The organism is Pseudomonas putida (assembly GCF_028682475.1).
In the GTDB taxonomy this organism is placed as follows: Bacteria; Pseudomonadota; Gammaproteobacteria; order Pseudomonadales; family Pseudomonadaceae; genus Aquipseudomonas; species Aquipseudomonas putida_AG.
The window spans coordinates 1-18,707 of record NZ_JANHLE010000043.1 but is presented as its reverse complement, the minus strand read 5'-3'; the positions used below and the strand labels follow the sequence as shown (position 1 = coordinate 18,707).

Sequence of the window (18,707 nt, the reverse complement as noted above, 5' to 3'; positions counted from 1 at the left end):
ACACATAGCGGCGCGCCTGTTGGCTCGCCGCTTTTGTCGTTTGGGCGTGGGTTGAACGGCCTAACGCCGCTTCAACTGCCATCCTCTGCGATGAGTCCCAGGGCTTGTGCGCGCCGTGCTGCCTCAATGCGTTTGCTGACCTGCAGTTTGGCGAAAATGTTTTTCATGTGGGTTTTTACCGTGTCGAGCGATATGCCCAGGCTACGGGAAATTTCCTTGTTCGATTTCAATTGCGTCACCAGCTTGAGAATGTCCAGCTCACGGGCGCTGAGCCCGGCGCTGTCAGGCCCGGACGCTGGTTGCTGCGCAGGGTTGCTGGCGAGGATGAGCGCGTCCAGGTAATGGGCGTGGGCATAGTGCAGATCTTCACTCAGTGCCCGATCGCGAAATTGCCGCAGCAAGGTTGCCATTTCCGGGCCCTGATCGAGCAGGGTGGCCATCATCCCTTCCGGCGCGGCCTGTTCGATGACCGTGGACAATACGCGCAGCGCGGTGTCTGTTTCCTGATTGTGGTAGTGACTGAGCGCCAGCGCCGCGCCTGCCCACACCGCCACATAGTGGTTGCCTTTGGCGCCGGAGGCATCGCGTAATCCTGCAAAGCGGGCGATGGCGGCATCGAAGCGTTTGCTCGCCAGTGCGTAGTAGCCTTGAGCAAGTGACCAGTAATCCTGCAGTTCTGCCAGCACCCCATTGGGCAGCGTTGACTGGGCCGACTGCAGTTGGCCCAGTCTTGCCAGGCAATCAAGGGCGGCGGATTGACTGTTTGCTTGCACGTCTTGCTCAAGGTAGAGGCGCAGGCGTTCCAGCAGACTGGCAGCCTCAAGCCTTGCCCAGCGCTGCCGGGCACCGATTTTTTCGGCGCGCGCCAACACGTCGTGGGCGCGTTCGAACTGGTTGCGGCGCCGGGCAATGCGGGCGGTAACCACGAATGCGCTGATCAGGCTGTCGACCGTACACACCGTCGCGATCAGGTCCAGCCGGCTTTCCAGCAGGCGTTCGGCACTTTCGATCTGCAGTTGCTCATATTGCAGACGCGCCAGTGACGGTACCGCCAGCGCAGTGAAGTAGGACTCGGCACCGGTACTGGCGATGCTCAACTCGACCGCCTGGTCCAGATACTGCCGGGCGCTATGGAATTGCAGCTGGACAAACCTGGCCATGCCGAGCAGCGCCAGCTGGTAGATCTGACTCAGTACGTTACGCGAGGACTCATCGGGCGCGTAGGCAATGTTCGGTATGGCGTAAAAAGCCTCCCAGCGATAAGCCTTGAGGTTGCAGTAGCGCAAAATATTATGGATGGCATTCATCATCCAGGGATCGGAAACCGGATCTGCTGCGCATTCGGTTGCCAGGCCAAAGGCGCCCTGGGTGTCATCGGCAAGCCCCAGTAAGCCGGCACGAATCGCTTTGCATTCCCATAGCATGATCGCCGCAGTCGGCGGGTTTTCGCGCTGGATCTCAGCCTCAATGGTGTCAAGAAAGTCATGGTGTTCCTCACTGTTGATGGTCAGCGCATGGGCCCAGGCAATGGCCAGCTTGAGTTTGATCGGGCTCTCCAGGAACGCGGCGCCGAGCTGGTTTTTCCAGGCGAGCAGGGTGGTCAGGTCGCCGCGCCTGACCAGCGCCATGGCACAGGCTTCGATCCACTCCAGCGCCTGTGGCATGTCGCCGCCGGCCAGGGCGTTCTTGACCGCCTCTTCCCAGAGTTCGTGCTGTGCAAACCAGTGGCTGGCAATGCGGTGCAATGACGCTGCCAGGCCAGGATCGCGAAGGCGCATGCGTTCGCTCAGGGCGGTACGCAACAATTGATGGTAACCGAACCAACGGCCGTGTTCGTCCAGCCGGGTGATCAGCAACTGCTGCTGCTCTAGGGATTCGAGCAGCGCCTGGGCTTGCGGGTAACCGGTCAACGCGTCACACAGGTCGCTGCACAGACGGTCCACGACCGTGGTCTTTTCGAGAAAGTCGGTCAACTGTGCCGGCAGGTTGTCGAGCCACTCGATGATCATGTTCTGCAGCAACTGACTGGCATTGAGCTGTGTCGTGCCTGGGGTGCCGAAGCCGCCGACGGTAGCGGGCGAGAGCATGGCAAGTCGCAGGGCGGCAGGCCAGCCGTGCGTGGCAGCATGCAGTTGAGCGATTTCCTTCTCCGAGTAATGGCCATCACCCAGCAAGGCTTTCGCTTCATCAACGGTAAAGCGCAGCAGCGAGGCATTGAGTTCCAGCACTTGGGCCTGTATCTGCAGGCGCACCAGGGAGAACGGCGCATCCTGTTGGGTGAGCAGCACCAGGTGCAGGTTGGCCGGTGCATGTTGCAGCAAATAGGCGAGGTGGGCGTGTACGCCGGGCTGGGTGATGTACTGGTAGTTATCGATGATCAGCACGAACTCATCGTCGAGATCGGCGATGTGGTTGAGCAAGAGATTGCGCAGGTCTTCGGCGTGCATATCGCCATGCACTTGCTGCAGCAGACTCGTCTCGTTGCTCGCCTTGAGCGCGGCCCAATACAGGTAATAGAAAAAGCGCTGCTCATCGTCGTCGGCACTGTCCAGTGACAGCCAGCCAACCGGCAATCCCTTGCTGGTCAGCGCCTGCGCCCAGGTCAGCGCCAGCGTGGTCTTGCCGAACCCTGGCGGTGCCTTGGCCAGCGTCAACAGGTGTGACTCGACTTCAGCGGCCAGCGCGGTCAGGCGCTCACGGACTATGGCGCCGCGTGGGCGAGTGCTGGGCGGAGCAATCTTGGTGGCCAGAAGCGAGGAACGGTTGTTGTCCACGGTAAATGCGCCTTTTGTGTTTCTTATTATCGAGCGGACAGGTCAATCCGCGGCTCATTGTGCTACCTGCCGGTGCAGGGTGAGGCAAGGGTGAGTGGCGGTATCGCCCGACGGAGTGATTGTCCGGGGCAGGGTCGGGTGCAAGGATGTCCTTGAACACGCGAGCCGCACACTGCTTGTGGCATCGCTCCACGATACCACCGACTCATAGAAGAGGCGCAGTATGTCCACCGTCAATTTGCAGGTCAGCCTGGGGCTGACCGGTCTCGAGTCTCCGTTGTCTGAAATGGAGTCTACGTTGCAGGCTAACGTGCGGCGTTTTGCCGAAACGGTCATGCGTCCGATTGGCGAACGGCTGGACCGCTTGAGCGCAGAACAGGTCGTCGCCCCGGAGTCGGAGCTGTGGCAGGTGTTTGCCCAGGCTGCCTCGCTGGGCTTGACCGCAGAAAGCCTGTTCAGTCTGGAGCCACAGGAACGTGGCCGGCTGCTGCCGCTGTTGTTTGAAGAGTTCGGCTGGGGCGATGCGGGGCTGGCCTGCCTGATGGGCGTGGCGATGGCGCCGTCGATGGTGCTCAATCACCTGGGGCGTCACGACCTGCTGGAGCGCTATCCCGAAGGTTCGCGGATCGGCTGCTGGGGCATCACCGAGCCGGATCATGGCAGTGACATGGTTGACTTCGGTGGCGCCTGTGCGGCACCGGGCGGGCGTTACGGGCGGCCAAACTGCGTGGTCAAACCCGATGGCGATGAACTTGTCGTGCATGGCCAGAAAGCGGCCTGGGTGTCGGCCGGCCCGATCGCTCAATTGTGCGTGCTGTGCACCGCCTATGACGATGGCAGCGGTGAAATGAAGCGCTGTGTGGTGCTGGTGCCGCTCGACATCAAGGGGGTCTCGCGCGGTAAACCGCTCGATAAACTGGGTCAGCGCACACTGCCCCAGGGCGAAATCTTTTTCGATGAAGTACGCATCCCCCGTGACCATCTGCTGGCCGCTCCCGATGAGTATGAGTTTGTCACCAATGCCGTGCTGTGCGACGGCAACGCCTTGATGGGCAGCATCTGGCTGGGATGCGCACGTGCCGCCTATGAACATGCACTGGGTTATGCCCACCAGCGCCGCCAGGGCGGCGTGGCCATTATTGAACATCAGAGCGTGCGCCAGCGGCTGTTCCATATGTTCCGCAAGCTGGAAGCGGCGCGCGCTCTGAATCACCGCGCGGTCCTGTTCAACGCCAGCGCACCTGCACCGGCGCTGCAGGGTTCGATCGCGACCAAGATCACCTCCACCCAGACCGCGTTCGAGCTTGCCAGCGATGCCATCCAGATTTTCGGCGGCAATGGCATCACCAGCGAGTATCCGGTGGAAAAGCTATTCCGTGACGCACGTCCGGCGCTGATTGCCGATGGCTGTAACGAAATGCTGGCGATCAAGGGCGGCGCGCTGTTGATCGACAACGACAAGCTGGCTTCCTGACACCGGAGTTGCAGGCGCCCGGCATTTCAGCGGGCGCTTTGTGACACGAGCCGGAATCAGTTTCTGCTACCACCCCATAACAATAAGAAGGGGATATATCGGCATGACAAGGATCAAGCGCGTATTGACCGGCTGGGCCGCAGCGGGGTTGTTGGCCGCTGCTGCCCAGGTACAATCGGCGCAAGCGATTAGCGAAGCACAGGCCTATGAGATCGCCAAGGAAGCGTATTTCTTTGCCTATCCAATCGTCACCATGGACGCGACCCGGCGTCAGGTCACCAACGTACCCGATAACCTGAGCGTTCCCATGCGGGCACCGGTCAACCAGTTCGCGCATGCCCGCGCGTACCCCAAGGCCGATACGCGGGATGTGGTACGGCTTAATTTCGACACCCTGTATTCGCCTGCCTGGCTTGATGTGGCCCGCGAGCCGGTGATCCTCTCGGTGCCCGGTGCGAGCAAACGGCTTTACCTGTTGCCGATGCTGGATATGTGGACTGAAGTCTTCGCTGTGGTCGGTACCCGCACCCTCGGCGAGCGGGCTGCCAATTTCGCCATCGTCGCGCCAGGCTGGAACGGTACGTTGCCGCCGGGTGTAGAGAAGATTGTGGCGCCCACTTCCAGTGTCTGGATTCTGGGACGCACCCAGACCAATGGCCCGGCCGATTATGCCGCGGTGCACGCACTGCAGGACGGCTACACCCTGACGCCGCTTAGCCGATGGGGCAAATCTGGCGCCGCGATGCCGGCTCAGGCGGTCGATCCGGCGGTTGATGACAAGACACCGCCGGTGCGTCAGGTGATGGCGCTGGACGGCGTCGCCATGCTCGGGCGTCTGGCTACCTTGATGCAGGCCTATCCAGCGCACGCCAGCGACTACCCGATGCTTTTGCGTCTGCAGCAGATTGGCCTGCAAGCGGGTGAGCCATTTTCGAGCGCCACGCTTAGCCCAGCACGTATCGAGACCCTCAATACCGCTGCCAGAGATGCGCAGGCCGAAATGATCGCGGCGTTCAAGCAAGGCTTGGGTACCCGTATCAACGGCTGGAGTTATTCCCTGGAAGGCGTAGGCACCTACGGTACCGCCTACAGGAAACGTGCGATTGCCAGCATGGTCGGCCTGGGTATCAACCTGGTGGAAGACACCGTCTCGCCAAGTTCCTTCACCGACGGTGACGGCCAGCCGTATAGCGGCGCGAACCGCTATGTGCTGCATTTCGACAAGCACCAGTTGCCGCCAGTGGACGCATTCTGGTCGGTGACGCTGTACGACAACGACGGTTTTCAAGTGGCCAACCCGATCAATCGCTTTGCTGTCGGTGATCGCGACCCGCTGAAGTACAACCCGGACGGTTCGCTCGACCTGGTCATCCAGCACAGCGCTCCGGGCGCAGAAAAGGCCGCCAACTGGCTACCCGCGCCAGCCGGTGCTTTCAACCTGGCGATGCGTCTGTACTCGCCGCAGCCTGCGGTGCGTGACGGTAGCTGGGTGCCTCCGGCGGTAAAACGGCTGGAATGATCCTGAGCGCTGCACACCTTTATTTGCTGTTGACGTAAAGAAGAAAGTACGGAGAAAAAACAATGAATATCCGCTCTTCACTCACCACATGGCGCACGTTGACCCGTGCCGCTCTCGGCACGGCGATCTTGGCATTGCTCTGGCCCGTATCGGCCTCGGCGCAGGAGATCTCCGAGCAGGAAGCCTACGAGATTGCCAAAGAGGCGTATGTCTATGCCTTTCCGTTCATGCTGCAGTACACCACCCAGATGCAGCTGACCAACGTCGCCGAGCCAACCGGGCGTCTGGGCCAGGCGCCGTTCAACCAGTTCAGCCATGCCAGTGCCTTTGCGCCAGCAGACTTCAAGGTGGTCGTGCGGCCCAACGTCGATACGCTGTACTCAATGGCCAACCTTGACCTTGAGGCGCAGCCGCTGGTGTTGACGGTCCCGGCAACCGACCGCTACTTCATGCTGACTTTGCAGAGTCTGTGGACCGATGTGTTCGCCGTACCCGGCACGCGTACCACCGGAGCCAATACCCAGCGCGAATTTCTGCTGGTCGGGCCGCGCTGGCAGGGGCAGGCCCCGGAGGGCCTGGAGATCATTCGCAGCCCGACGCGCATCGCGGTGGTCGGCGGTCGCACCCAGACCAATGGGGTGGCCGACTTTGAGAACGTTCACAAGATCCAGCAGGGCTACAAAGTCGTGCCACTGTCCGCCTGGGGCAAGGGCGACTACGTTGCGCCCAAACACAGGGTCGACCCGGCCATTGATATGACCACCCGGCCGCGTGTGCAGATCGAAAACATGCCGCCGGAGGTGTTCTTCGCGCGCTTTGCCGATCTGCTCAAAGACAACCCGCCAGGGTCGCTTGATTATCCGATGCTCCATCGTCTGGAACGCGTGGGCTTGCAGGCTGGCAAGGCATTCGACCTCAACGCGGCGGCACCGGCGATTCAACAAGCGTTCAGCCGTGCCACGGCCGATGGCAAGTTGTTGGTCCAGACGCTCGGGCACAAGGCGGCAGGGGCAGGGGGCCAGGGTTGGACTTACACCCTGAGCGGCGGTGCCTATGGCGCCAACTACCGGGAAAGGGCTGCGGTGGCTTATTACGCACTGGGCTTGAACCTGCCCCAGGACGCGGTCTATCCGTCGCTGACGGTGGACAGTGACGGTCGGCCGCTGGACGGCAGTCAGCGCTACGTTTTGCACCTGAGCAAAGCGCAACTGCCGCCGGTCCATGCCTTCTGGTCGCTGACTGCCTATGACGCCGAGGGCTACTTCATGCCCAATGCGCTAAAGCGCCAGGCCCTGGGGGATCGCGACAAGCTGGTGATGAACGCTGACGGCTCCCTTGACCTGTACATCCAGGCCGACTCACCCGGCGCCGGCAAAGAAGCGAACTGGTTACCGGTGTCGGGGGCCGCGTTCACCTTGATGCTGCGCCTGTACTGGCCGCGCAGCGAAGTGCTTGCCGGTACCTGGGCACCGCCAGCGGTGCAACGCCTGAACTGACCAACGCAATTGCGCCCCACACGAGGTGACTGCACCCGTGCGGGGCGTTTTGCAGATTGACGGCAAACGGGCAGAGAAACCGGAGGTCTGAAGTGGAAGTACATAACGACAAGCTGCTGGTATCGACCAAGCTCGTCCCCCCCCGCATCGGCACCCTGTCGATCCCCCGGGAAAAGCTGGTTGAGCAATTGCAGCAGCTCGAGCGTTGCACCGTCGGCCTGGTTGTAGGCAGCCCGGGTTTTGGCAAGACTACGCTGCTGGTGCAGTGGCGCCAGACCATGATGCGTGCGGGAGCGGAAGTGGCCTGGCTGTCGCTCAGTGCCGACGACAAATACCTGTCTACCTTCTTTGTTTACTTGCGCGGCGCATTGCAACGGCTTGGCGTGACAATTGATCTGGGTACCCCGCTGGAAGGCGCCAGCAGCGAATCGATCGATGATGTCGTAGCGGCGATAGTGGAGGGCGCCAGCAGCATCAACAAAGAACTGTTCCTGGTGCTTGACGACTACCAGCATGTTGGCGATCCACGCTCGCACCGGCTGATGCAAAAGCTGCTCGATCACAGTCCGGCCAATCTGCATTTTGTCATCGCGGCTCGCGTGCAACCACCCTTGAGCCTCAGCCGCTTGCGTTTAATGGGGCAAGTGGTGGAGCCCGACTGCGCCGGCTTGCCCTTTGAACCAGGTGAAACGCGGGCCTTCCTGGAAAGAAACCTGGTCGCCCTGAAGCTCAATGAGGAAGAGATCCACTTGCTCCATGAGCTGACCAGCGGTTGGCCAGCCACACTGCAGCTGATCGTCATTCTGTTGCGCAACCACCCGGACGCCCGTGCAACGCTGCGCGAACTGGGTTGGCGCTCCGATGACCTGCAGAGTTACCTGGCCGAAGATGTGATGGCCCATCTTCCACCGCAAGTGGTGGACTTCATGGAGTCGATCAGCATTTGCCGGCGCTTCAGCGCGTCGCTGGCCGAGGCGGTCACGGGCGATGGCACAGCGCAAAAGCTGCTCAAAAGACTCGAGGAAGAGAACCTGCTGATCTTTCGCGTCGAAGCGGATGATCGCTTGCCCTGGTACCGCTTCCATCCGTTGTTCAACGAATTTCTTTCCACCCGTCTGTTGCAGCGCAGCAAGCAGGACATCGCCCAGTTGCATCAGCGTGCCGCGCGCTGGTTCGCCGAACGCAATCTGTTGGCTGAAGCGGTGCGCCACGCCACGTTAGGCGCCGACCTGCGATTTGCCATTGCCGTGATCGAGCGTTCGGCACCGACCAGCTGGAGCCTGGATCAACTGAGCCCGATGCTGCGCCTGCTGGATCGGCTGCCACAGAATGTACTGTTCTCCCACCCGCGCCTGTTCTTCATCGGCTGCCTGGCCTACGCCTTGACCGCAAGGCCGGTGAAAGCGCAAGCGTGGTTGACACAGTTTCAACGCAGCGGCGTCGCCCGGGGTGACGATGTGGAGTTTCGTCTGCCGCTGATTCAAGCGGCAATTCTGGTACAGCAGGACAATACCGAGCCGGTCATTGAGTTGCTCAGAAGGTTCCGGCCCCTGGCCGATGACTACTCTGTCATGCGCTATGGTCCGCCGGCTTTGCTGGCGCTTGCCTACTCTGCGGCTGGCAGGCACAGCGACGCGTTGCGCAGCCTTGACGAGAATCCGGTACCGGAGGCCGATCGCGATGACGAAATGGCCCTGCTGGCCGAAGGCACACGAGGGTTGTGCAGCCTGATGGCAGGGCGTATGGGCGATGCCGAGCGCTTGGGGGCGGCACTGTTGACGCGGGCCGTGGCGGTGCATGGACACCGTTCGGCCAGTGCGTATGTCGGCGCGGCCATGCTTGCAGAAGTCTATTGCGAACTCAATCGTATCGATGAAGCGCGCGAGATTCTGGCCAACCGCAACGGCCTGCTGCAGTGGACCATGCCCGACTCGATGATGCGCGCCAGTATTTGCCGGGCACGGCTGGATCTGCTGCAGGAATCGCCTGCGGCGGCACAAGCCTTTCTGGAACGACAAGGGCGGCACTTCTGCAGTATCGGCCTGGATCGGCCCTTGGTGCATTGCCTTGCTGAGCAGGTGCGTATTGCCGTGCTCGACAATGACCTGAGCAGCGCTCAGGCCCACGTCTGCCGGCTTGAAGGGCTGGGTCAGGCGTACCCGGACGCGGCCGGCTTTCGCGCCGAAATACCGGCAATGGTCGCCCTCGCCAAGGCGCGGTTGCTGTTGGCCAGCAATGCTCCCGGACAAGCGCTGGAACAATTGGAGCGGGTGGGAGACTACGCGCAGAAATATCTGCGAGGACAGCTGGGGGTGACCACCCAGCTGTTGATGGCTATCGCCCAGGCCAACCTTGAGCAGCAGCAGGCGGCCGACCATCTGCTCACCAAGGCACTTGAAACCGGAAACCGCCTTGGGCTGGTGCGTACCTTTCTCGATGAGGGTGCGCCGTTGAGCAAATTGTTGGCGACGTTGGTACTTGCGGATGCGCCGGACAGTTCACTCAGGGGGTATCTGACGGGGCTGTTGTCCGGCTTTGGCTACGGTGAAGACGGGACGGTTGCGGGCACCAAGGCTGACGCGGCGGCGCAGTCGCGGTTGACCCCGCGGGAACTGGCGATTCTGCAGTTGATCGGACAGGCCATGAGCAACAAGCGAGTGGCGCTGACACTGAACATTTCCCTGGAAACGGTGAAATGGAATCTGAAGAACATTTACTACAAGGCAAGTGTGTCCAGTCGCTATGACGCCGTGTCCTGGGCGCGCCGCCGTGCTTTGCTGCCGTGAGTACGGCACCGCAGAGCAACCCGACATCGCCGTTGCGTGGACGGCAATGACCGGGTAGCTCGCCAGCTCGCAGCCATTGCAGCTTAGGGACAGCAGTGCAGGTTGCCGCCCCCTTTTTTCGGGGAGGTGCCGGGCCGTCAGCAGCGGCGGACATTTTCCCCCCCGCCGTGAGGGGGCGTGTAGCTCAGGTGCTTTTCCTTATCGTGATGTCCATCCAGCCGGTAGCCACCGGCGCATAGCTACTGTGTCGAGGAGAAACGCCATGATTGCACGCACCCTGTTTGCTCATGAACATGAGGCATTTCGCAGCACCGTGCGGCGCTTCCTGATCGAAGAATGCATGCCACACCGCGAACAGTGGGAAGAGGAGCACCTGGTTCCTCGCGCGATCTGGCGGCGCTCCGGCGAACTGGGTCTGCTCAATGCCACCACCCCCGAGGAATATGGTGGCCTGGGCTTGAACCGGCTGTTCTCGATGATCACCAACGAGGAGATTTACCGCGCCGGGCTTTCTTCGGGCCTGATCGGTTTTGGCGTCCATGACATTGTCGCCGGCTACTTGAACAACTTCGGTACCGAGCAGCAGAAGCAGCAGTGGTTGCCCGCAATGGCCGCAGGCACCGCCATCGGTGCGGTGGCGATGACCGAGCCCGATACCGGCTCCGACCTGCAGGCGATCAAGACCCGCGCCATGCTGGAGGGTGACGAGTATGTGCTCAATGGCTCGAAAACCTTCATCTCCAATGGTACCCACTGCGATTTTGTAGTGGTCGTGGCCAAGACGGCCAGCACCGGTAAAGGGGCTCAGGACACGTCGCTGATCATCGTCGAAAACGGCCGTGCGGGCTTCAGCAAATCCAGCCCGCTGCGCAAGGTGGGATTGCATGCCCAGGACACCACCACGCTGTTTTTCGACAACGTGCGCGTACCGAAGCAAAACCTGCTCGGGGGCGTGCCGGGGCAAGGCTTTATCCAGCTGATGAAAGAGTTGCCCTGGGAACGTCTGAACATTGCCATCAGCAGTATTGCCGGCGCCCAGGCAGTGCTCGAACACACCCTGGAATACACCAAAAGTCGCACGGTGTTCGGCAAGCCGATCTTCGACTTCCAGAACAGCCGCTTCAAGCTCGCCGAGCTCAAGGTGCAGATCACCGTCGGCCAGACCTGTGTCGACCGTTGCATGGAACTGTGCCTGCAACAGGCGTTGACCCCCGAAGCGGCAGCGGCGGCCAAGCTGTGGTGCTCGGACCTGTACTCAAGGGTGGTCGACCAGTGCCTGCAGCTGCATGGCGGTAACGGCTACATGCTCGAATACCCGGTGGCACGTCACTACCTCGATCACCGCGTGCTGCGTATTGCCGGTGGCGCCAACGACATCATGAAAGAGCTGGTCGGGCGCACGCTCTGATCACACCCAACGCCTCGTACAGCCTGCTTAAACAACCAATCCCTATCGGGAGGAGATCTATCGTGTCAGAAGAACTTCGCTTTGACGGCAAAGTTGCCATCGTTACCGGTGCCGGTAACGGTCTTGGCCGTGCCTACGCCCTGTTGCTGGGCGCCCGCGGTGCCAAGGTGGTGGTCAACGACCTCGGGGTAAACCTTCAGGGCCTGGGCGTGTCGAGCGCCGCTGCCGATGCCGTGGTCGCTGAAATCCAGGCCGCCGGTGGTCAGGCGGTGGCCGATTACCACTCGGTGACCGAAGGCGAGAAGATCGTCCAGGCGGCGCTGGAAGCGTTCGGCACGGTCGATATCCTGGTCAACAACGCCGGCATCCTGCGCGACGTTTCGTTCGCCAAGATGACCGAAGAGCAGTGGGACCTGATCCAGCAAGTGCACGTCAAGGGCGCGTTCAAACTGACCCATGCGGCATGGCCGATCATGCGGGAAAAAGGCTATGGGCGGATCATCATGACCGCCTCCGGTGCCGGCATCTACGGCAACTTCGGTCAGTGCAACTATTCGGCGGCCAAATCCGGCTTGATCGGTCTGGCCAAGTCGCTGGCGTTTGAAGGCGCATCGAAAAATATCCGTGTCAACACCATCGCCCCGGTCGCCGCTTCCCGTCTGGTGGTTGCCAGCGGCATCCTGCCCGAAGATGTGCATGCCAAGCTGGCTTCCGAGCATGTCGCGCCGCTGGTGGGCTGGTTGTGTCACGAAGACTGCCCGGAAAACGGTGGCGTGTTCGAAGTGGGTGGCGGTTTCCACGCCAAGTTCCGCTGGGAACGTTCCCAGGGCCGGGTATTGCACACCGACACCCTGAGCCCGGAACTGGTGCGCGAAAACTGGGAGCGTATTACCCGCTTCGACGAACACAGCGTCCATCACAACAATGGCGGTGAAGGTTTTGTCGAACTGTTTGCACGGCTCGATTCGCCAGCCAAAGGCGGCAATCAGTTCGTCGACATGCAAGTGGCAAGCAATGCCGTGTCCACCCTGGAAACCGAATACACCCAGAACGATGCGGCACTCTACGCTTTGGCCGTCGGCGCCGCCAAAGACCCGCTGGACCGGACCGAGCTGCTTTACGTCAATGAATTCAACGATGAATTCCGGGTGCTGCCGACCATGGCCGTGCTGCCGGCGACACAGGTCTTCCTGCAGGCGATCAAATCTGGCAAGCCTACCCTTGAAGGCCTGGAGCTGCCGTTTGCCAAGGGGCTGCACGGCGAGCAGTACACCGAGATGTACCGTCCGCTGCCACCGGCGGCCAAGCTCAAGCACTCCATGCGCCTGAAGCAGGCCATCGACAAGGGCAAGAACTCGGTATCGATCCTGGCGGTCGAGACCACTGACGAAAACGGCGTGCCGCTGTTCTACAACGAGATCACCAGCTTCTACGGTGGTGTTCCGGGTGCCGGCCTGGAGAAAGTCCCGAGCGCGCCGATTGCGCCGCTGCCCGAGCGCCCGGCGGATGCCGTGGTGGCCGAGCAGACCGATAACAACCAGGCCTTGCTGTACCGCCTGTGCGGCGACTGGAACCCGATGCACATCGATCCGGACTATGCCAATGCCGCTGGCTACGACAAGCCATTCCTGCACGGTCTGTGCACTTTCGGCTACGCCGGGCGCCATGTCATCAAGGCGTTTTGCAATAACGATTCACGCTTGTTCAAGAGCATCCGTGTGCGCTTCGCCGCCATTGTAATGCCGGGTGACACCCTGGAAACCCGCATGTGGCGTGAAACTTCCAACCGGATCGTGTTCGAGATGCGTGCAGTGGAGCGAGATGTCGCCGTGCTCAAGGGCGGTGTGGTGGAGATCTTCGACAAGGTTCCTGCCTGAGCAACAGGGCAGGAGCGCCGTGGACCGCGGTAAGCCGGTCCACGATTGCAACGACGCTGCCGCGTTTGCCTTGGGCGGGGGCGGCAGATCGCTGTAACAGGAGAAGCACAACCATGAATCGTCGCGTTAATGTAATTGGCGTCGGGATGACGGCCTTCACCGCGCCAGGTGCCGGTGGCCGTTACTTCGACATGACTGCCGAAGCCGCCCGGCAGGCGTTGCAGGACGCCGGAATCGCGTACCGCAAGGTCGAAGCGGCCTATGCAGGTTTTGTTTACGGTGATTCTCTTTCCGGCCAGCGTAGTGTTGCTGAGCTGGGGCTCACTGGAATCCCGATCATCAATGTCAGCAACCATGCCTGCAGTGGCTCGACGGCACTTTATCTGGCGCGCCAGGCGATTGAGCATGGCGTGGCCGAGTGCGTGCTGGCGCTTGGCTTTGAAGCGCCGCTGCCCGAGCGTGCCGCGCACCGCTGGCTGGACCCGGAGTCCCCCGTGGCCCGCCATGTCCAGCGGGTACGAAGCGGCTACCCGGATGAGGTGCCGATTGCCACACGGTTGTTTGCCCAGGCCGCGAACGAATACATTCAGCGTTACGGCGCACGCAAGGAAACTTTCGCGATGATCGCGGTGAAATCCCGTGAACACGCCCAACGTAATCCCCATGCCTTGTTTCGGCATCCGTTGAGTCTGGAGCAGGTGCTGGCGGACGACCATTGCAGCCCGTTGAGTCGCCTGCAGTGCTGTTTACCAGCCTGCGGCGCGGCGGCGGTGCTGCTGTGTTCCGATGACTTTGCGCACAAACATGGCCTGACCCGCCCGGTGTATATCGCCGCGCAGACGATGACCACCGAACAGTCTGACCGTTTCGAGCCAGACTCGGCCACCGCAGCGCTGGGCTACAACCTTGATGTTGACGCAGCAAGCAATGTCTATGAGCAGTCCGGCATCGGCCCACAGGAAGTGGATGTCTGCGAGCTGCATGACTGCTCTACCGCCAGCGAGCTATTGCTCTACGAAGCGCTCGGTTTTTGCCGCGAAGGGGATGCCGAGAAGCTCATCGAAGATGGCGACAATACCTATGGTGGCAACCGGGTGATCAACCCCTCGGGTGGCCTGTTGTCCATGGGCCATCCGTTCGGCGCGACCGGCCTTGCCCAGTGTGCCGAACTGGTCTGGCACCTGCGCGGTACGGCAGGACAGCGCCAGGTCGCCAATGCGCGCATCGCCCTGCAGCACAACCGCAGCATTGGCGGTGCCTGTGTGGTGACCCTTTATCGCCGCGATTGAGCCTGAGCAGAGGTAAAACCCATGTTGCCGGCGTCGGCATGATTCAGTTCGACAAGCCGGGTGCGAGCCGTTCGAACCGCTGTTTATGAGGCAAACCGCTATGAAGCTTTCGTTTTCCCTGTTCCCCCGCATCGCCGGTGTGTTTGCCCTGGCGTACGGCATGGCATTCTGTACTGCAGCGGGCGCCGTTGCGCTGGCGCCGGAGGAGGCGCGGGCGATTGCCAGGGACGCCTACATCTATGGCTTCCCGCTGGTCGATAACTACCGTGTTCAGCATGCCTACTTCGAAGACCGCAGCAACAAGGAATTCAAGGGGCCGTGGAACCAGGTGCACAATGAGGCGCGGGTTTATACCCCGAACGACAAGGCAATCCAGACCGCCAATTCGGATACACCGTACTCTTTCATCGGTGCCGACCTGCGTGCCGAACCGCTGGTGCTAAGCATGCCTGCGGTGGACGAGGGGCGCTATTACACCGCGCAGCTGGTCGACGCCTACACGCACAACTTCGCTTACATCGGAACCCGCACCACCGGCAATGCTGCGGGTAATTACCTGCTGGCCGGGCCTGACTGGAAGGGCGAAACACCGGCCGGTATCAAGGCGGTGTTTCGTTCAGAGACCCAGTTCGCCTACGTTTTCTACCGCACGCAACTGTTTGATGCGCAGGATATCGATAACGTCAAACGCATTCAGGCGGGCTACAAGGTGCAGCCGTTATCGGCATTTACCGGCCAACCGGCTCCGCCTGCGCCTGCCGCAATCGACTTCCTCGAACCGCTCGACGCCGGGCAGGTGCGTAGCTCGCCAGCTTTTTTCAACCAGTTGAATTTTATCCTGCAGTTTTGCCCGACTCATCCGTCCGAGCAGGCGTTGCGCCAGCGCTTCGCCAGGCTCGGCATTGTTCCGGGGCAGCGCTTCGATGACCAGGCGCTGGCGCCGCAGATTCGCCAGGCGGTTGTCCAGGGCATCGCCGATGCCTGGCAGGCCAGTGCGCAGCTGGACACGCAGATCGCCAGCGGAGAACTGACCAGCGGCGACCTGCTCGGCGACAGGGTGTCGCTGAACAACAACTACCTGTACCGCATGCGTGGCACAGCGCTGGGCATCTATGGCAACTCCAAGGAGGAGGCAATCTATCCTTCGTATTTCCACAGTGCCGACGGACAGCGGCTCAACGGTGCCGGTAACCAGTATGTTCTGCGTTTTGCCCCCGGCCAGTTACCGCCGGTCAACGCCTTCTGGTCACTGACGCTGTATCAACTGCCCTCGCTGCTGTTGGTGGACAACCCGATCAACCGCTACCTGGTCAACTCGTCGATGCTCGAAGACCTCAAGCGTGACGCCGATGGTGGCCTGACGCTGTACATCCAGCACGACTCGCCAGGCAAGGGCAAACAAAGCAACTGGCTGCCGGCCCCCGCCGGCCCGTTCGTAGTGGTCGGCCGGTTGTACTGGCCCAAGTCCGAGGCGCTCGATGGCTCATGGAAAAAGCCAGCACTGCTTAAAACTGGCAGCAGCGAGCCGGTGGCCAAAGTCCAACAACAATAACCAGAACGAGGAACGTTCATGCTCAAGCCCATCATCAAGATTGCCGCCGTCACCACGGCGCTGACCGCCCATGCCATGCTGCAGGCGCAAACACCGGTCAAGAACACGGTGACCGTCGACAATTTCGCCCGTGCCGAGTCCACCCGGTTTTTTTCCACGGTGGTGAGCAGGGGCGGCTTTGGCCAGTTCACCCACAACCGTCAACTGGTGCCCATCGAAATGCAGCCGGTGGTGCGCCTCAACCGCGACACCTTATATTCCTCGGCAGTTTTCGACCTTGACGCCGGCCCGGTTACCGTCACCTTGCCCGACAGCGGCGGCCGCTATTTCTCGATGATCGCGATCAATGAGCATGAGAACACCCCGGGCGTGGTGTACAAGGCCGGCAGCTACACCTACAGCAAGCAGGACGTTGGCTCGCGCTATGTGGTGCTGGGCGTGCGCACCATGGTCAATCCCAATGATGCCAAGGACGTTCAGGCCGCTCATGCCTTGCAGGACGCCATCAAGGTTCGCCAGGAGGGTGGCGCGGGGAAATTCGAGATGCCGGCCTGGGACCCGGCCAGCCAGGACAAAGTGCGTGCCGCGCTACTGGCGCTGGCAGCCACCGTGCCCGACTCGCGAGGCATGTTCGGACGCCAGGACCAGGTCGATCCGGTCCGCCACCTGCTCGGTAGCGCCGCAGCCTGGGGTGGTAACCCGGAAAAGGATGCGCTGTACCTGAACATCACCCCGGCGCAAAACGACGGCTCGGTGGTACACCGCTTCAAGGTCAAGGATGTCCCGGTCAATGCCTTCTGGTCGGTGAGTGTCTACAACGGCGCCGGTTACTTCGAGAAAAACCCCTACAACGCCTATACCCTGAACAACCTGACTGCCGAAAAAGACCGCGACGGTGCGGTCACCGTCCAGTTCGGTGGCTGTGACGGCAAGATCGCCAATTGCCTGCCAACCCTGCCGGGCTGGAACTACATGGTCAGGTTGTACCAGCCTGGCGAGGCGATTCTGTCTGGCACCTGGCACTTCCCTGAGGCAACGCCGATCCGTTGACCCTACCTGGCCGACGGCGTCGGCCCCCGCATCGCGCCCTGAGGAGATTCCATGATTCCGCGTATTCTGTTCGATCATGAACTTGAAGCATTCCGTAGTACCGTGCGCCGCTTTCTGGCTGAAGCGTGCATGCCGTTTCATGAGCAATGGGAGCAGGACCATTGTGTGCCCCGTAGTTTCTGGCGCCGCGCTGGCGAGTTGGGCCTGCTCAATGCCACAACCCCGCAGGACCTGGGTGGCCTGGGGCTGGATCGGCGTTTTTCGATGGTCGTTTACGAAGAGATCGCCCGGGTCAACGCCAGTGGCTTGAATGGTTTTTCCGTGCATGACATATGCGCCGGTTACCTGATCAATTTCGCCACGTCAGCACAGCAACAGCACTGGTTACCGAAAATGGCCAGCGGCCAAGCCATCGCCGCAGTGGCGATGACCGAGCCTGATACCGGCTCCGATCTGCAGGCGATCAAGACCCGCGCCGTGCTCGATGGCGATGAGTACATAATCAATGGCGCCAAGACATTCATTTCCAACGGCACCAACAGTGACCTCATCGTGGTGGTGGCCAAGACCGGCAACAGCGGCAAGGGCTCCCAGGACATTTCCCTGATACTGGTCGAGGCCGAACGTGCTGGCGTCAGCAAATCCAGGCCGTTGAAGAAGGTCGGGCTGCACGCACAAGACACCACCATGGTGTTCTTCGAGGATGTACGCGTCCCCAAAGACAACATCCTCGGAGGCGTGCCAGGCTTGGGTTTCGTTCAACTGATGAAAGAGCTGGCCTGGGAGCGTCTGGCTATTGCCATCTTCAGTATCAGCGGCGCTCAAGCTGTGCTCGACCACACCATCGACTACACCCGCGGTCGCAGCGTGTTCGGCAAGCCGATCATCGACTTCCAGAATTCGCGTTTCAGGCTGGCCGAACTCAAAACCGAGATAACCCTCGGCCAGGCCTATGTCGATCGTTGCATGCAGTTGTGTTTGACGCATGAACTGAGCAGTGAGGCCGCTGCTGCCGCCAAGCTATTTTGCTCGGAGCTGTACAGCAAGGTCGTCGACCAGTGCCTGCAGCTGCACGGTGGCAATGGTTACATGCTCGAGTACCCAGTGGCCCGGCATTACCTGGACAGTCGAGTGTGCCGGATTTACGGAGGCGCCAACGAGATTATGCTCGAACTGGTGGCCCGTACGCTGTAAGGCCGTTGTCGGTGGGAGCGGGCTTGCCCCGCGATACGATTTGGCTGACAGGACGCAATCGCGGGGCAAGCCCGCTCCCACAGAAGCCTCCTCCCACAGATGGTGGCCTGTAAAGCAGGTCCAATAAAAAACCCCGCCAATTGGCGGGGTTTTTTCATGCTAAGTCAGCTTACGCTTGAACAACCGCAATCTTGGCGTTCGCAGCGGCTTCACGGAACTCGGCGATCTGGTCGAAGCTCAGGTAGCGGTAAACGTCGGCAGCCATGCTATCGATGTTCTTCGCGTACG

General features: G+C 61.1%; 12 protein-coding genes. 10 read left to right on the top strand and 2 right to left on the bottom strand.

The features are described from left to right. Positions 1 to 71: 71 nt before the first annotated feature. Positions 72 to 2,774: a LuxR C-terminal-related transcriptional regulator gene (locus NPS47_RS23890; protein WP_274297209.1), complete on the bottom strand. Its 2,703-nt coding sequence runs from the start codon at positions 2,772 to 2,774 to the stop codon at positions 72 to 74. Between the two features lie 223 nt (positions 2,775 to 2,997). On the opposite strand from NPS47_RS23890, the gene NPS47_RS23885 reads away from it, so the two are divergent. From NPS47_RS23885 to NPS47_RS23840, 10 genes are all read left to right on the top strand, one after another. Further along, positions 2,998 to 4,248 carry an acyl-CoA dehydrogenase family protein gene (locus NPS47_RS23885; protein ID WP_274297208.1) on the top strand — a complete coding sequence of 417 codons (1,251 nt, stop codon included), beginning with the start codon at positions 2,998 to 3,000 and terminating at the stop codon, positions 4,246 to 4,248. Positions 4,249 to 4,351: 103 nt separating this feature from the next. Further along, complete coding sequence (locus tag NPS47_RS23880; RefSeq protein ID WP_274297207.1) at positions 4,352 to 5,767, top strand: DUF1254 domain-containing protein; 1,416 nt, start codon at positions 4,352 to 4,354, stop codon at positions 5,765 to 5,767. 62 nt (positions 5,768 to 5,829) lie between these two features. Next, positions 5,830 to 7,263: a DUF1254 domain-containing protein gene (locus NPS47_RS23875; protein WP_274297206.1), complete on the top strand. Its 1,434-nt coding sequence runs from the start codon at positions 5,830 to 5,832 to the stop codon at positions 7,261 to 7,263. A 92-nt stretch (positions 7,264 to 7,355) separates the two neighbouring features. Further along, positions 7,356 to 10,049, top strand: a complete 2,694-nt coding sequence (locus tag NPS47_RS23870) for a helix-turn-helix transcriptional regulator (RefSeq protein WP_274297205.1) — start codon at positions 7,356 to 7,358, stop codon at positions 10,047 to 10,049. A gap of 262 nt (positions 10,050 to 10,311) precedes the next feature. Beyond that, positions 10,312 to 11,457, top strand: coding sequence for an acyl-CoA dehydrogenase family protein (locus NPS47_RS23865; protein WP_274297204.1), 1,146 nt, complete (start codon positions 10,312 to 10,314; stop codon positions 11,455 to 11,457). Positions 11,458 to 11,519: 62 nt separating this feature from the next. Next, a complete protein-coding gene (locus NPS47_RS23860) occupies positions 11,520 to 13,334 on the top strand; it encodes an SDR family oxidoreductase (protein ID WP_274297203.1) in 1,815 nt (604 codons plus the stop codon). 113 nt (positions 13,335 to 13,447) lie between these two features. Then, positions 13,448 to 14,623: a thiolase C-terminal domain-containing protein gene (locus NPS47_RS23855; RefSeq protein WP_274297202.1), complete on the top strand. Its 1,176-nt coding sequence runs from the start codon at positions 13,448 to 13,450 to the stop codon at positions 14,621 to 14,623. A 100-nt stretch (positions 14,624 to 14,723) separates the two neighbouring features. Then, entirely contained in the window at positions 14,724 to 16,175 is a 1,452-nt protein-coding gene (locus NPS47_RS23850; RefSeq protein WP_274297201.1) for a DUF1254 domain-containing protein, read from the top strand. An 18-nt stretch (positions 16,176 to 16,193) separates the two neighbouring features. Continuing rightward, the gene (locus NPS47_RS23845; RefSeq protein WP_274297200.1) at positions 16,194 to 17,225 is read left to right on the top strand and encodes a DUF1254 domain-containing protein; all 1,032 of its coding nucleotides are present in this window, start codon (positions 16,194 to 16,196) and stop codon (positions 17,223 to 17,225) included. Positions 17,226 to 17,276: 51 nt separating this feature from the next. Beyond that, a complete protein-coding gene (locus NPS47_RS23840) occupies positions 17,277 to 18,419 on the top strand; it encodes an acyl-CoA dehydrogenase family protein (protein WP_274297199.1) in 1,143 nt (380 codons plus the stop codon). A 169-nt stretch (positions 18,420 to 18,588) separates the two neighbouring features. Here the strand turns inward: NPS47_RS23840 and NPS47_RS25910 are convergent. Then, the coding region (locus NPS47_RS25910; protein WP_425313552.1) for a hypothetical protein at positions 18,589 to 18,707 on the bottom strand (119 nt) is incomplete at its 5' end.

Excerpts from the sequence above, each read along its gene's own strand:
- NPS47_RS23845 (WP_274297200.1), top strand. The coding sequence starts at position 16,194 with ATGCTCAAGCCCATCATCAAGATTGCCGCCGTCACCACGGCGCTGACC.
- NPS47_RS23850 (WP_274297201.1), top strand. The coding sequence starts at position 14,724 with ATGAAGCTTTCGTTTTCCCTGTTCCCCCGCATCGCCGGTGTGTTTGCC.
- NPS47_RS23885 (WP_274297208.1), top strand. The coding sequence starts at position 2,998 with ATGTCCACCGTCAATTTGCAGGTCAGCCTGGGGCTGACCGGTCTCGAG.
- NPS47_RS23840 (WP_274297199.1), top strand. The coding sequence starts at position 17,277 with ATGATTCCGCGTATTCTGTTCGATCATGAACTTGAAGCATTCCGTAGT.
- NPS47_RS23875 (WP_274297206.1), top strand. The coding sequence starts at position 5,830 with ATGAATATCCGCTCTTCACTCACCACATGGCGCACGTTGACCCGTGCC.
- NPS47_RS23865 (WP_274297204.1), top strand. The coding sequence starts at position 10,312 with ATGATTGCACGCACCCTGTTTGCTCATGAACATGAGGCATTTCGCAGC.
- NPS47_RS23880 (WP_274297207.1), top strand. The coding sequence starts at position 4,352 with ATGACAAGGATCAAGCGCGTATTGACCGGCTGGGCCGCAGCGGGGTTG.
- NPS47_RS23855 (WP_274297202.1), top strand. The coding sequence starts at position 13,448 with ATGAATCGTCGCGTTAATGTAATTGGCGTCGGGATGACGGCCTTCACC.